Below are 14,017 nucleotides of genomic sequence, written 5' to 3' on the forward strand. Positions count from 1 at the left end.
TCAGTAAGAACTTTTACCACTAACAGTTAACACTCCTTTCGGAAAGGTGCCCCATGGTTGATCACGAGGTGGACGCCTCCGCGGGGACCGCGGTGGTCGATGCCGGCGCGGTCGACCGGCGGGGTGCGCTCGGGGTCGGCTCCGACGGCGTGCTGGCGCGGGTCCGGGCCGGCGCGGGCGAGCTGACGGGGGCACTGCGCCGCGTCGCCGAGCACGTGCTCAGCGACCCCGAGGCCGCCGCCCGGGCGACCATCGTGGAGCTGGCCGAGCGCAGCGGCACCTCCCCGGCGACGATCACCCGGTTCTGCCGGGCGATGGGCTTCGAGGGCTACGCCGACCTGCGACTCGGCATCGCCGCGGAGACCGGCCGGGCCCGCTCGGCGGGCTGGACCGTCGACATCGGCCGCGAGATCCAGCCGAGCGACCCCCTCTCCCGGGTGCTCGACCAGATCATGGCCGCCGACACCCGCGCCATGCACGACACCGCCGCGTTGCTCGACCTCGCCGAGGTGGAACGGGCCGCCGTCGCCATCGCCGGGGCGTCCCGGGTGAACATCTTCGGGGCCAGCGGCAGCGCCCTGGTCGGCGAGGAGATGCAGTTCAGCCTGCACCGCATCGGGGTGGCGGCCTGGGCCTGGAACGACGTGCACGAGGGCCTCGCCAGTGCGGCCCTGCTGCGCCAGGGCGACGTGGCGCTCGGCATCTCGCACACCGGCCAGACCCGGGAGACCATCGAGATGCTCGCCGAGGCGGGCAGCCGGGGCGCGACCACCGTGGCGCTGACCGGGTTCCCACGCTCGCCGCTGGCGGAGCTGGCCGACATCGTGCTGCTCACCGCCAGCCAGGCCACCACCTTCCGCCCCGACGCGCTCTCCGCCCGGCACCCGCAGCTGGTCGTGCTCGACCTGCTCTACATCGCCGTCGCCCAGCGCACCCACGACCGCGCCCACGCGGCCTTCCGGCGTACCGCCCAGGCCGTCGACGGGCACAAGGCCGCGAAGGGGGCCACCGCATGATCAGCGCCCAGGGGTACGCCGACGCCGTCCGCCCGGTGCTCGACCGGCTCGTCGACGCCAGTGCCGACGGCATCGGCGCCGCCGCCGACCTGATCGCCACCAGCCTGCGCGCCGGCGGGGTGCTCCAGGCGTTCGGCGCCGGCCACTCCGAGGCGTTCGCCGCGGAACTGGTCGCCCGGGCCGGCGGGCTGGTGCCCACCAACCGGCTCTCCCTGCACGACCTGGTGCTGCACGGCGACGCCCCGCGCGACGTGCTCGCCGACCCGAAGCTGGAGCGCGACCCCGCCGTCGCCCACCAGCTCTACGAGCTGGCGGCCCCGCAGCCGCAGGACGTGTTCGTGGTGGCGTCCCAGTCCGGCATCAACGGCTCGGTGGTCGAGCTGGCGACGCTGGTCACCGGACGCGGTCACCCGCTGATCGCGGTCACCTCGGTCGCGCACACCGCACGGGTCGCCCCGCGGCACCCGTCCGGCCGGCGCCTCGCCGACCTCGCCGACGTCGTGCTGGACAACGGCGCACCGTACGGCGACGCACTGCTGCCGCTCGAGGGCGGCGGCGCGGTCTGTGCGGTCTCCTCGGTCACCGCGGCGCTGCTGGCGCAGCTGCTGACCGCCGAGGTCGTACGACGGTTCCACCAGGCCGGGGAGGTACCCCCTATCTACCTCTCCGCCAACGTCCCCGGCGGGGACGAGCACAACCACGCCCTCGAGTCGCGGTACGCCGGGCGCCTCCGGCGCACCGCCTGACCCGAACACACAAGGAGAGACGACGATGTCGATTACCCCCGACAACCCGGCCGACCTGAGCCGCCGGACCGTGCTGCGTCGGGCCGCCGCGGTGGGCCTGCTCGCCACCCCGGCCGCCGGCCTGCTGAGCGCCTGCGCGACCAGCGGCGGCGACGAGAAGAACGAGCAGGTCGAGGGCGGCACCAAGAGCGCCACCAACCCGCTCGGCGTCGCCGAGGACGCCCCCATCGAGGTGGTCATCTTCAACGGTGGCTACGGCGAGAAGTACGCCACCGACGTGCACCAGCCGCTGTACAAGAAGGCGTTCCCGAAGGCCGAGGTCAAGCACCAGTCGACCCAGGCCGTGTCCACGGTGCTCCAGCCGCGGTTCGCCTCGGGCAACCCGCCGGAGTTCGTGAACAACTCCGGCGAGAAGCTGATGGACTTCGGCGCCCTGGTCGCCGACGGTCAGCTCCAGGACCTCACCGAGCTGTGGGACGCCCCGTCGGTCGACGACCCCAACAAGAAGGTCCGCGACACCGTGGTGCCGGGCACCGTCGACGTCGGATCCTTCAACGGCAAGCCGTACGTCCTGTACTACGTCTCCACCGTCTTCGGCATCTGGTACTCGGGCAAGCTGTTCAAGGACAACGGCTGGGCGCCGGCCAAGGACTGGTCGGAGTTCACCGCCCTGCTCGACAAGATCAAGGCCAAGGGCATCACCCCGTACGGCTACGCCGGGGCGAACGCCGCGTACTACCAGTGGAACGTGATCCTCACCCACGCGGCGAAGATCGGCGGCACGGACGTGCTGAAGAACATCGACAACCTGGAGGACGGCGCCTGGCAGCAGGACGCGGTCAAGCAGGCCGCCGAGGCGTGGGCCGAGATCGGCGCCAAGTACGTCGACAAGAGCTTCGAGGGGCTCAAGCACACCGACGTGCAGCTGCGGCAGAACCAGTACAAGCTGGCGTTCTACCCCAGCGGCGACTGGCTGGAGGGCGAGCAGAAGAAGGACACCCCGGCCGGCTTCGACTACCAGCTCATGCCGGTGCCGAGCCTGTCCGCGTCGGACAAGCTGCCGGCGACGGCGCTGCGGGCGACCGCCGGTGAGGGCTACTTCGTCTCGGCCAAGAGCAAGAACCCCAAGGGCGGCCTGGAGTACATGCGCCAGATGCTCTCGGTGGCCGGCGCGAAGGGCTTCACCGAGGTGGTCAAGGCCCCGACCGTGGTCACCGCCGGCTCGGAGGGCTTCGCCTTCCCGCCCGGCGTGGCCAGCTCGCAGGCCGCGCTCAAGGCCGCCGGCCAGGACGTGTTCAACATCTACTTCGACGGCTGGTACAAGGAGCTCGACACGGAGGTCCGCACGGCCACCAACGAGCTGATGTTCGGCCGGATCAAGGCGGACGCCTTCGCGGAGCGCATCCAGAAGCGCGCCGACGCGATCAAGAAGGACAGCTCCATCACCAAGTTCAAGCGCTGATCGATCGGAGCGTAGGGATCATGCGGCACGGCAAGTATCCGTTCGTGATCGGGTTCCTCTTCCTCCCGGTCACGCTGTACGTGGTCTTCGTCATCGCGCCGTACGCGCAGGCGTTCCAGATCTCGATGACCAACTGGCGAGGGCTCTCGGCCCCGCAGTGGGTGGGCTTCGACAACTTCCGGAGGTTGTTCGACGACGACAACTTCTGGAAGGCGGTCCAGCACCACGGCGTACTGCTGCTTGCCCTGCCGCTGATCACCATCGCCATCGCGCTGTTCTTCTCGTTCCTGCTCAACGTGGGCGGCAAGAGCAGCGGCGGGCAACGCCAGGGGGTCTGGGGGTCGAAGTTCTACCGGGTGGTGTTCTTCTTCCCCCAGGTCCTGGCGGTGGCCATCATCGCGGTGCTGTTCCAGATGGTCTACCGGCCCAACGAGTCCGGCCTGATCAACGGCGTGCTGATGAAGCTCGGCTTCGACCCGGTGCTCTTCCTGGTCCGGCCGAACCTGGCGCTCTGGTCGATCATCGGCGTGCTGGTCTGGCAGGCGGTCGGCTTCTACGTGGTGCTCTTCTCGGCGGGCATGGCCTCCATCCCCGGTGAGATCTACGAGGCCGCCGAGGTGGACGGCGCGACCCGGGTGACGCTCTTCTTCCGGGTCACCCTGCCGCTGCTCTGGGACACCCTCCAGGTCGCCTGGGTCTACCTGGGCATCGCCGCGTTCGACGCGTTCGCCATCGTCTCGGTGCTCTCGGTGGACGGCGGCGGCCCGGACGGCGCGACCACCGTCCTGGCGATGGAGATCTACCGCAACGCCTTCGTCTACTCGAAGTACGGCTACGCCTCGGCAATGGGCGTGGCGCTGTTCTTCCTCACCCTCACGTTCGCGGCGTTGACGCTGCGGCTGACCAAGCGGGAAAGCGTGGAGTACTGATGAACCCGCAGACGACGCTGCCGCCGACACCGGCGGCGCTACCGCCGAAGACCGTGAAGCCGGGCGCCGCGGGTGGGCGCGGAGGCAGGGGCCGACGGGAGGTACGGCTCCTCGCCAACCTCGGGCACGTGGCGCTCGCGGTCTGGGCGGTGATCGTGATCGTGCCGATCCTCTGGACCTTCCTCGCCTCCTTCAAGAACACCACGGAGATCTTCAGCAGCCCGTGGACCCTGCCGGCGGAGCTGCGGTTCGAGAACTACGCCCGGGCGTGGACCAAGGCCAACGTCGGGCGCTACTTCCTCAACAGCGTGATCGTGGTGGCGTGCAGCACCTTCGGCACCATGCTGCTCGGCTCGATGGCCGCGTACGTGCTGGCGCGCTACAAGTTCTGGGGCAACCGGGCGATCTACTACCTGTTCGTCTCGGGGCTCGCGTTCCCGGTCTTCCTGGCCCTCGTACCGCTCTTCTTCGTGGTGAAGAACCTGGGACTGCTGGACACCCACACCGGGGTGGTGCTGGTCTACATCGCCTACTCGCTGCCGTTCACGGTGTTCTTCCTGGCCGCGTTCTTCAAGACGCTGCCGTCGTCGGTCGCCGAGGCGGGGATGATCGACGGCTGCTCGCACACCCGGCTCTTCTTCCAGGTGATGATGCCGATGGCGAAGCCGGGCCTGATCAGCGTCGGGATCTTCAACATCATCGGCCAGTGGGGGCAGTACCAGCTGCCGCTCGTACTGCTCTCCAACGCCAAGGACAAGTGGGTGCTCACCCAGGGCATCGCGGACATCTCGGTGAACGCCGGCTACGAGGCGGACTGGTCCGGCCTCTTCGCCGCCCTGACCATCGCCATCCTCCCGATGATCGTCGTGTACGCGATCTTCCAGCGCCAGATCCAGTCCGGTCTCACCTCCGGGGCGGTGAAGTAGACCGGGCGGGTCAGGGGTGCCAGGAACGCCACAGGGCGGCGTACGGGCCGTCGGCCCGGACCAGCTCGTCGTGACTGCCGAGCTCGGTGATCCGGCCCCCCTCCAGCACCGCCACCCGGTCGGCGTCGTGGGCGGTGTTGAGGCGGTGCGCGATCGCGATGACCGTCCGTCCGGTCAGCAGGGCGGCCAGGGCCCGCTCGGTGCGCCGGGCGGTGGTCGGGTCGAGAGCGGCGGTCGCCTCGTCGAGGATCAGCGTGTGCGGGTCGGCGAGCACCAGCCGGGCCAGCGCGAGCTGCTGGGCCTCGGCCGCCCCGAGCTGGTGCGCCCCGTCGCCGAGGGGGGTGTCGAGGCCGTCGGGCAGGCGGGCGTACCAGTCGGCGCCGACCGTGGCCAGCGCCGCGCGCATCCGGTCGTCGGAGGCGTCCGGGGCGGCGAACGCGAGGTTGTCGCGTAGCGAGCCGATGAAGACGTGGTGCTCCTGGGTGACCAGGGCGATGCGCCGCCGGCGCTCGGCCGGGTGCAGGTCGGTCACGGGGCAGCCGCCGACGCTGACGACCCCCTCCCGGGGCGCGTCGATCCCGGCGAGCAGCCGCGCCAGGGTGGACTTCCCGGCCCCCGACGGCCCGACGAGCGCCAACCGCTCGCCGGGCCGCACCTCGAGGTCGATGCCGTGCAGCACGTCGGGTCCGCCGCCGTACGCGAACCGGGCTCCCCGGACGACCAGCCGCTCGTCCACCGGCACGGCGGCCCGGCCCGGCCGCTCCGGCGGCACCTGGCCGACGCCGAGCACCCGGGCGAACGAGGCGAAGCCGCGCTGTGCCTGCTCCGTCCACTGGAGGATCCGGTCCAGCGGCTCGATCGCCTGCTGCAGGTAGAGCGTGGCGGTGACCACCGCGCCGAGGGACACCTCGCCCCGCGTGAGCAGGAGCCCACCGACCAGCAGCAGCGCGGCCACGGGCAGCGGGTAGCTGGCCTCCACCACGGTGAAGAACACGGTGCGCAGCGCCAGGGTCGCCCGCCGGGCGCCCCAGACCCGGGCGATGCGCGCGGTGCCGTGCCCGATGCGTTCGTCGGCGAGGCGCAACGCCTCGACCGTACGGGTGCCCTCCGCGGTGGTCGTCAGCGTCTCGGTCAGCTCGGCGGCGGCCGCCCCCTCGGCCAGGTACGCCGGGCTGGCGCGCCGCAGGTACCACCGGGTCACCAGCGCGATCGTCGGTAGCCCGGTGAGCGCGGCCAGCCCGAGCAGCGGGTGCAGCAGGAACACCGCGCCGAACAGCAGCGCCAGCTGCACCGAGGCGATGACGATGGTGGGCACGACGTCCCGGACGGTGGTGCCGACCGTCGCCACGTCGACCGAGCTGCGGGTCGCCAGGTCCCCTGAGCCGGCGCGCTCGACGACGCCGACGGGCAGGTTCAGCGTCCGCTCGACGAACTCCTCGCGCAGCCGGGCCACGGCGCGCTCGCCGAAGCGGTGGCCGGCGTACCGCGCGTAGCGCGACAGCAGCGTCTGGACCAGCACGGCCCCGCCGATCGCCAGGGCGAGCCGGTCGACGGTGGCGACCCCGGCCCCGGCGGACACCCGGTCGACGATGGTGCCGAGCAGCCACGGCGGGGCGAGCCCGGCGACCGTGGCGATGGCGTGCAGCGCCAGCACGACCGCGACGGCGCGCCGGTCCCGGGCGATCAGCCCGCGTGTCGCCCGGCGCACGGTGGCCCGGTCGGCGACCGGCAGCCCGCTCACCGCAGCGCCCGCTCGGCGTCGGCGTCGCCACGGGCCACGAGCCGCCGGTAGCCCGGGTCCCGGTCGAGCAGGTCGGCGTGGGTGCCGGTGGCGGCGACCCGCCCCGCGACCAGGTGCGCGACCTCGTCGGCCCGCCCCAGCAGCAGCGGCGAGGTGGTGAGCACGACCGTGGTCCGCCCGGCCCGCGCTCGGCGCAGCCGCTCGGCGATCCGCGCCTCGGTGTGCGCGTCCACCGCCGAGGTCGGCTCGACGAGGATCAGCACCTCCGGCTCGGCGAGCAACGCCCGGGCCAGCCGGATCCGTTGCCGCTGGCCGCCGGAGAGGGAGCGGGCGCGGGTGTCCAGCGGGGTGTCGAGCCCGCGCGGCAGGGCGTCGACGACGTCCTCGGCCGACGCGGCGTGCAGGGCGGCGGCGATCCGCTCGCGGTAACCGTCGGGCCGGGCCCCGCGCAGCACCTCCCGCAGTGCCCCGGCGAACAGGTAGGCGTCGTGGTCGGCGACCAGGATGCGGGCCCGCACCTGCTCCAGCCCGACGCCGGTCAGCGGCACGCCGCCCCAGGTGGCGTCGCTGACGGTGTACCGGCCGAGCCGGTCGGCCAAGGCGAGGGCGTCGGCCGGGTCGGCGGCGGCCACCGCGGTCAGGCGGCCGGCCCGGACGGTCAGCCCGCTCGACCGGTCGTGCAGGTCGGCGGGGCCGCCGGGGGCCGGGACCGGGGCGGCGGGGCCGGCCGGCTGCCGGCTGCCGGGAACCGTCGCCGCGCCGGCACGGGTGGGTGTGTCGCGCGGCCCGCCGACGTCGTCCGGCGTGACGGCGAGCAGGGCGACGATCCGGCGGGCCGCGACCCGGCCCCGGATCAGCTGGTGGCCGCCCTCCAGCAGGAACCAGACCGGCACGACGAGTGTCGCGACGTAGCCGTAGACGGCGACCAGTTCCCCGACGCTGATGTCGCCGGTGACCGTCATCCGGGCCGACAGCCACACCACCGCCGCGAGGAACAGCCCGGGTATGGCCACCGTCGCCGCGTCGATCCAGCTGTTCACGGCGCCGACCCGGTATCCCTCGACGAGCAGGTCCCGGGAGCGGGCCGCGTACCGGTGGGCGAACAGGCCCCGGCCGCCCACCCCGGCGAGCACCCGCAGCCCGGCCACGATGTCGCCCGACCGGGCGGTCAGCTCACCCTGCTGCTGCCGGTAGACCGACTCCGCCCGCTCTAGCCGGCGCAGCAGGGGGGCGACGACCAGGACGACCGCCGGCACACCCACCAGCACGCAGAGCGCGAGCAGGGGCGAGATCGACCAGAGCACGACGGCGACGACCAGGTACGCGACCACCGCGCCGACGCCGGGCCCGGTCACCGTCATCACCTGCGCCACCCGGTCGATGTCGGTGCCGCCGACCGTGGCCACCTCGCCCGCCGCGGCCCGGCGCGGCAGCACGGCGCCGACCCGGGACAGCTGGCGGAGCACCACGGCGGCGGAGCGCGCCTTCGCGTCCTCCCGGATGAAGGTCATCGTGCGGTGCCGCATGATGCCCAGCCAGGACAGCGCCACGCCGGCGACGACGATCGCCGCCACCCACTGGGCCAGGGCCCGGGTGTCGCCGGTGCGCAGTCCGTCGTCCACGGCGCGGGAGATCAGGTAGGGCCGGACCGACAGGGCGGTCATCCAGGCCGCGCCGAACAGGCTGCCGCGCAGCACCCGCCACGGCTGGGAGCGGACCAGCCACCACAGGTACCGCAACGGGCCCCGGACGTCCGGAGTGCCGGGCTCGGGATGGGGGATCCGTGGTGGCACCGGCCTACGCTAACGAGCCGGCCACCGTCGCACCGCCCCGTTTCCGCCGAACCGCCGGCCGACGTCTCGTCGCCGGCGGTCGCGGCCGACCCGCCCGGCCCGGGGCGCGGCGGGTGGCCGGCGCGTGAAGTGTCGCAGGGGCGAGGCAGAATCGCATCCGTGCTGGTGGCGGTGGTCTCGGACGAGCGGGGCGGGGGAGCGCTGCAATCCCTCGACGCCGCCGGGCTGCCCGTCGGCCCGGTGCGGCCGGTCGGCGACCTGGCCGCGGCCGTCGCGGCGCGCGAGGCGGCGGACCGGCCGCGCTGGGTGTGGGCCTCCGGCGCGAGCGTCTACCCGGCGCTGCTGCGCGCCGGGGTGCGGGTCGAGCGCTGCCACGACGTCGAGCTGACCGAGGCCCTGCTGCTCGGCCACGCCGGCCGCTGGGGCGAGCCCCGCTCGTTCGCGGCGGCCTGGGCCCGGCTGACCGGCGCGCCGGTGCCGCCCGACCCGCCACCCCGTCCGGCCGCGCCGCCCGGCCACGGGCAGGGCGCGCTCTTCGACGCCCTGCCCGGCCCGGCGGGCCCCGGCGTCGAGGCACTGGCCCGCGTCTACGCCGACCAGCTCGCCCGGATCGCCGCGACCGAGCATCCCGGCCGGTTCCGGCTGCTGGTCGCCGCCGAGTCGGCCGGCGCGCTGATCGCCGTGGAGATGGGAGCCGCCGGGCTGCCCTGGCGGGCCGACGTGCACGACGAGATCCTCGCCGAGCTGCTCGGCGAGCCGTCGCCGGTGGGCGGCCCGCCGCGCCGGCTGGCCGAGCTGGCCGCGCGGATCGCCGACGCGTTCGGCGTACGCCAGCTGCACACCGACTCCCCGGCGGAGCTGCTGCGGGCGTTCGCCCGGGCCGGGGTGGACCTGCCCAACACCCGGGCCTGGGTGCTGCGCGGGGTGGACCACCCGGCGGTGCCGCTGGTCCTGGAATACAAGGAGCTCTACCGGATCTGGACGGCGCACGGCTGGGCCTGGCGCGACGCCTGGGTGCGCGACGGCCGGTTCCAGCCGGAGTACGTCCCGGGCGGGGTCGTTTCCGGCCGCTGGGCAACCCGGGGCGGCGGCGCGTTGCAGATCCCCAAGGTGATCCGGCGGGCGGTGGTGGCCGATCCGGGCTGGCGGTTCGTGGTCGCCGACGCCGGCCAGCTGGAGCCGAGGGTGCTCGCCGCGGTCTCCGGCGACGCCCGGCTCGCCGCCGCCGGTGGTGCCGGCGACCTCTACGCCGCCCTCGCCCAGGACGCCTTCGGCGGCGACCGGCCCCGGGCCAAGGTGGCGCTGCTCGGCGCGATGTACGGGCAGACCGGCGGGGCGGCGGTGCCGGCGCTGGCGGTGCTGCGGCGCAACTACCCGACGGCCTTCGGCTACGTGGAGGCGGCCGCCCGCACGGGGGAGGCCGGCGGGCTGGTCCGCTCCTGGCTGGGGCGCACCTGCCCGCCCGGCACGGCCGGGTTCGGCGACGCCGAGGCCGACCTCCCCGACGGCGGCGGCGACCCGCAGTCGCCGCGGGCGCGGGCGGCCCGCTCCCGGGGCCGGTTCACCCGCAACTTCGTCATCCAGGCCACCGCCGCCGAGTGGGCCTCGACCCTGCTGGCGACGCTGCGCGGCCGGCTCGCCGACGCCGGCGGCGAGCTGGTCTTCTTCCAGCACGACGAGGTGATCGTGCACTGCCCGGCGGAGCGGGCCGACGCGGTCGCCGACGCTGTCACCCGGTGCGGTGCGCAGGCCGCCGCGCTGCTCTTCGGCGACACCCCGGTCCGTTTCCCGCTGGACCTGTCCATCGTGGACTGCTACGCCGACGCGGCGTGACGGCTCCCGCCCGGGTCAGGAGACGCCGGATCCGGGGTTGGCGGCGTCCCACGCGTGCCGCGACTCGGCGATGGCGTCCTTGTGCGCCAGCGACCAGTCGGCCAACTGCCGCACCAGGTGGGTCAGGCTCCTGCCGCGCTCGGTCAGCTCGTAGGTCACGGTCACCGGGACGGTCGGGTACGCGGTGCGCAGCACCAGGCCGTCGCGCTCCAGGCGGCGCAGGGTCAGGGTGAGCATCCGCTGCGAGATGCCGTGGATGGCCCGTTGCAGCTCCCGGAACCGGCGGACGCCGGAGGAGAGTTCGACGATCGCGAGCACCGACCACTTGTCGCCGATGCGGTCGAGCACGTCGCGGATGCCGCAGTCCGGATGCTCCGGCAGGCCGCAGGGCGCGAGCGCGTCGGTTACCGCCGTGTGCCCTGCCGACATCGAAGTGCCTCCTTGTGGCCGCTGCCGTGGTTTCCGACGATGAGGTTAGTTCCGATTCGGTACCACCGAAAGGCTCCCTCATGCTGCTGGTCACCGGTGCCTCCGGGCACCTGGGTTCGCTCATCCACGCCGGGCTGGTCGAGCGGGGCCTGGCCCCGCTCGCCGGCACCCGTACCCCCGGTCGCTTCGGCGCCGTCGGGCGGGTCGTGGACTTCGACGACCTGGCGGGGCCGGACCTGGCGGGCGTACGCGTGCTGGTGCTGGTCTCCGCCGGCTACGGCGAGGACGACGTCGTCCTCGCCCGCCACGACCGGGTGATCGCATCCGCGGAGCGGCACGGGGTGGCGCACGTGGTCTACACGAGCCTGGTCGGCGCCGGCGACCACCTGGCCTTCGCGCTCGCGCACCGGTGGACGGAGCGTCGGCTGCGGGAGAGCCGGCTGGGCTGGACGATCCTGCGCAACGGGCTCTACGCCGAGCTGTTCGGTCAGCTGGCCGCCCCGGTCGACGGCGCGGTCACGGCCCCGTTCGGCACGGGAGCGCTGGCCGCCGTGGCCCGACAGGATCTGGCCGACGCCGCCGTGCGGGTGGCCGCCGATCCCGCCGCCCACCGTGGCCGCACGTACGAGCTGACCGGGCCCGTCGCGCTCACCGCGGCCGGTCTGGCCGCCGAGTTGGGCGTGCCCTACCGCCCGGTGTCGTTGGGCGAGCGGCGGGCCGCCCTGGCGGGCCCGGGCCTGCTGCCGTTCCAGCCGGCCATGCTCATGTCGATCTACTCCGCCACGGCGGCCGGCTTCCTCGCGCGGACTGACGGGGACCTGGCGCGCCTGCTGTCGCGTCCGCGCCGCGACCCGATGCCGGTCGCGGTGGCCGCCGCCGAGGCGCCGTCCTGACCGTACGCACAGCCCGTGACGGCGAGGCGGTGCGGTTCCGCGCCGGTAACAGTTGCACTATTTTCCCTTTTCGCCCCGCTACCCGGTCCGCCTTGTCCTCGTTGCTCCCGATGTCCGTACGACGGAGCGGGCCGTGTCCTCGCGCCACGGCCCGCTCCACGGTGGAGGGGGCCCAGCTGAACCGGATCGCAGGAATGATCATCGCCGCGGGCGGGGGGCGCCGCATCGGCGGTCCCGAGGCGCTGCTGCACCAGGGGGAGAAGCCCCTGGTGAACCAGATGATCGACACGATGACCGAGGCGGGCTGCGAGCGGATCGTGGTCGTGCTCGGCGCCGCGGCCGACCAGGTCCGCGAGACGGCGGACCTGAGCCGGGCCACGGTGGTGATCAACCGGGCGTGGGGGACCGGCGTCGGCTCGTCCATCCGGGCCGGCCTGGCCGCGCTCGACGACGAGGGCATCGAGGCGGTCGTGGTGGTGCCGGTCGACATGCCCGGCCTGACCGCCACCGCCGTGCGTCGGGTGGTCGCGCTGCCGTACCCCGACGTGCTGGTCTGCGCCACCTACGACGGGCTGCGCGGCTACCCGATGCTGTTCGGACGCCGGCACTGGTCCGGCATCGCCACCCTGGCCAGCGCCGACGTGGGCGCCCGGCCCTACCTGCTCGCGCACAAGGACCAGATCGTCGACATCTCCTGCGACTCGGTGGCCGACGGCAGCCGGGTCGACACCCCGGAACTGATGGCGCTCTACGGGCTGACCGTCCCACCCCAGCGCGTCGGCGTCTGACCCGCCCCCACGGCCGCTGCTCCCTCCGCTAGCGTCGGCGGGGCGCGGCACCCGTCGCCGCGCGCGACGCCGGTCGGCCGTGGCCCGCCGGCAACGGGGAGGCCCGCCGATGATCGGAACGTTGATCCGGCACGTCGCCGGGGCGGTCGCCGCCTGGCTGGTGTACGTCGCCGAGGGGTGGGTCGGCCTCTTGGCGCGGCTCGCGTTGGCCCTGGTCGCCGACGCCGGCCCGGGCGGGCCACCGGCCAGGCCCTTCATGGTGCTGGAGGCCGCCCTGCCGGGTGCCGTCCTGGTGCTGCTCGTGGTGGTGCCGGCGGTCGTCATCGGCGACGTCGCCCTCGCCCGCCGTGGCGCGCTCGCCCGCACGCTGGCGGCCTGCGGGGTGGCCGTGTTCCTCGTCGGCCTGTACGTCGCCGGCATTGCGACGGTCACCGGGGCGGTCGTCGCCGACGCGGCGCTGGCCTGGTTCCTCACGACGGCGGTCGCGCTCTGCCCGGTGGTGGCCCACGCGGCCGTGGTGCGGGGGACACGGGCGGCGACCGGGTGGCTGGCCCGCTGGAGCCGCCCCGGCTCGCCGGTCACGCTCGCTCCGTCCGCCTCCCCGGTGGCCCGTCCCGGCGGTCCCGAGGCCCCGTGACCGCGTCCCGACCGCCGACCGACCTGGTCCCCGTCGACGCGCCGGCCGAGCAGCTCACCCACAACACGCTCAACGGGGTGACCGGCGGCATCTGGCGCACCCGCCGGGACGGGCGGTCGGCCGTGCTGAAACTTCTCACCCCGCCCGCCCGGCCGCCCCGGCCCGGCACACTGGGCCGGCAGCGACGATCCGGGGCACTGGAACTACTGGCGGCGCGAGGTCGAGGCGTACCGCAGCGGCCTGGCCACCGCCGCGTACGCCGACGCCGGGCTGGCCGCGCCGACGCCGCTGGCGGTCGACGACCGGCCGGACGGCTCGGTGGCGCTGTGGCTGTCCGAGGCGGACGGTCGGCGGGGCATCGCCTGCACGCCCGCCGACCTCGGCGAGGTGGCCTTCCGGCTCGGCGTCGGGCACGCCCGCCGGCTCGGCGACCCCGAGGCACGGGAGCTGTCGCCCGGTCGTCGGCCGCCGGACTGGCTGGCGCGCGACTGGTTGCGCGACTACACGCTGAGCCGGCCCGTGGCCGCGCCGGTGCCGTGGGAGCACCCGGTCGCCGTCGCGCTGCTCGACGAGGTGGCCGCCGCCGTGGTCGACCGCTACGCCGAGGGGCTGCGCGGCGCCGTCGCGCCGGAGGAGGTGGCCCGGGCCGTCCGGCTCACGGGGGCGGCCAAGTACTTCTGGCTGGCGCCGATGATGCTCGGTCGGCTCGGCCGCTGCGCCATCAGCCAGACCTACGACGCCCGCGACGAGACGGAGATGATGGCGGGCCGCCGGCCCGTGCTGGAGCTGCTCGCCCGCTGGGCCGCCGAGGCGCTGGGCTGACC

The 14,017-nt window shown here is 74.3% G+C and carries 13 protein-coding genes; 10 read left to right on the forward strand and 3 right to left on the reverse strand.

Annotated elements, in window-relative coordinates; all coding sequences use genetic code 11:
• Window positions 1-53 precede the first annotated feature (53 nt).
• The 5 genes from DER29_RS28855 to DER29_RS28875 are packed head-to-tail and all read left to right on the forward strand — an operon-like array spanning window position 54 to window position 5,079.
• On the forward strand, window positions 54-1,016 hold the full coding sequence (locus DER29_RS28855) for a MurR/RpiR family transcriptional regulator (RefSeq protein WP_121400778.1): 963 nt from the start codon (window positions 54-56) through the stop codon (window positions 1,014-1,016).
• Window positions 1,013-1,762 carry a sugar isomerase domain-containing protein gene (locus DER29_RS28860; protein WP_121400779.1) on the forward strand — a complete coding sequence of 250 codons (750 nt, stop codon included), beginning with the start codon at window positions 1,013-1,015 and terminating at the stop codon, window positions 1,760-1,762. Before DER29_RS28855 ends, DER29_RS28860 begins: the two co-directional genes overlap by 4 nt.
• A gap of 25 nt (window positions 1,763-1,787) precedes the next feature.
• Complete coding sequence (ngcE, locus tag DER29_RS28865; RefSeq protein ID WP_121400780.1) at window positions 1,788-3,224, forward strand: N-acetylglucosamine/diacetylchitobiose ABC transporter substrate-binding protein; 1,437 nt, start codon at window positions 1,788-1,790, stop codon at window positions 3,222-3,224.
• A 20-nt stretch (window positions 3,225-3,244) separates the two neighbouring features.
• The gene (locus DER29_RS28870; protein ID WP_121400781.1) at window positions 3,245-4,153 is read left to right on the forward strand and encodes a carbohydrate ABC transporter permease; all 909 of its coding nucleotides are present in this window, start codon (window positions 3,245-3,247) and stop codon (window positions 4,151-4,153) included.
• Window positions 4,153-5,079, forward strand: coding sequence for a carbohydrate ABC transporter permease (locus DER29_RS28875; RefSeq protein WP_121400782.1), 927 nt, complete (start codon window positions 4,153-4,155; stop codon window positions 5,077-5,079). The genes DER29_RS28870 and DER29_RS28875 overlap by 1 nt, the downstream gene beginning before the upstream one ends.
• Window positions 5,080-5,089: 10 nt before the next feature.
• On the opposite strand, the gene DER29_RS28880 is transcribed toward DER29_RS28875, so the two are convergent.
• Together DER29_RS28880 and DER29_RS28885 are read right to left on the reverse strand one after the other, a co-directional pair.
• A complete protein-coding gene (locus tag DER29_RS28880) occupies window positions 5,090-6,820 on the reverse strand; it encodes an ABC transporter ATP-binding protein (protein ID WP_121400783.1) in 1,731 nt (576 codons plus the stop codon).
• The gene (locus DER29_RS28885; RefSeq protein ID WP_121400784.1) at window positions 6,817-8,613 is read right to left on the reverse strand and encodes an ABC transporter ATP-binding protein; all 1,797 of its coding nucleotides are present in this window, start codon (window positions 8,611-8,613) and stop codon (window positions 6,817-6,819) included. The genes DER29_RS28880 and DER29_RS28885 overlap by 4 nt, the downstream gene beginning before the upstream one ends.
• A 159-nt stretch (window positions 8,614-8,772) precedes the next feature.
• On the opposite strand from DER29_RS28885, the gene DER29_RS28890 reads away from it, so the two are divergent.
• Window positions 8,773-10,446 carry a bifunctional 3'-5' exonuclease/DNA polymerase gene (locus tag DER29_RS28890; RefSeq protein WP_370040740.1) on the forward strand — a complete coding sequence of 558 codons (1,674 nt, stop codon included), beginning with the start codon at window positions 8,773-8,775 and terminating at the stop codon, window positions 10,444-10,446.
• A 15-nt stretch (window positions 10,447-10,461) separates the two neighbouring features.
• Here the strand turns inward: DER29_RS28890 and DER29_RS28895 are convergent, their stop codons facing one another.
• Complete coding sequence (locus DER29_RS28895) at window positions 10,462-10,875, reverse strand: helix-turn-helix domain-containing protein (RefSeq protein WP_121400786.1); 414 nt, start codon at window positions 10,873-10,875, stop codon at window positions 10,462-10,464.
• Window positions 10,876-10,955: 80 nt separating this feature from the next.
• Here DER29_RS28895 and DER29_RS28900 point away from each other — a divergent pair, with 80 nt between their 5' ends.
• From DER29_RS28900 to DER29_RS35655, 4 genes are all read left to right on the forward strand, one after another.
• Window positions 10,956-11,768, forward strand: a complete 813-nt coding sequence (locus DER29_RS28900) for an NAD(P)H-binding protein (RefSeq protein ID WP_121400787.1) — start codon at window positions 10,956-10,958, stop codon at window positions 11,766-11,768.
• Window positions 11,769-11,962: 194 nt separating this feature from the next.
• A complete protein-coding gene (locus DER29_RS28905) occupies window positions 11,963-12,556 on the forward strand; it encodes an NTP transferase domain-containing protein (RefSeq protein ID WP_121400788.1) in 594 nt (197 codons plus the stop codon).
• A gap of 109 nt (window positions 12,557-12,665) precedes the next feature.
• Window positions 12,666-13,193 carry a hypothetical protein gene (locus tag DER29_RS28910; RefSeq protein ID WP_121400789.1) on the forward strand — a complete coding sequence of 176 codons (528 nt, stop codon included), beginning with the start codon at window positions 12,666-12,668 and terminating at the stop codon, window positions 13,191-13,193.
• 318 nt (window positions 13,194-13,511) lie between these two features.
• Window positions 13,512-14,015, forward strand: a complete 504-nt coding sequence (locus DER29_RS35655) for a hypothetical protein (RefSeq protein WP_233600201.1) — start codon at window positions 13,512-13,514, stop codon at window positions 14,013-14,015.
• Window positions 14,016-14,017 lie beyond the last annotated feature (2 nt).

This window comes from Micromonospora sp. M71_S20, assembly GCF_003664255.1.
Classification (GTDB): domain Bacteria; phylum Actinomycetota; class Actinomycetes; order Mycobacteriales; family Micromonosporaceae; genus Micromonospora.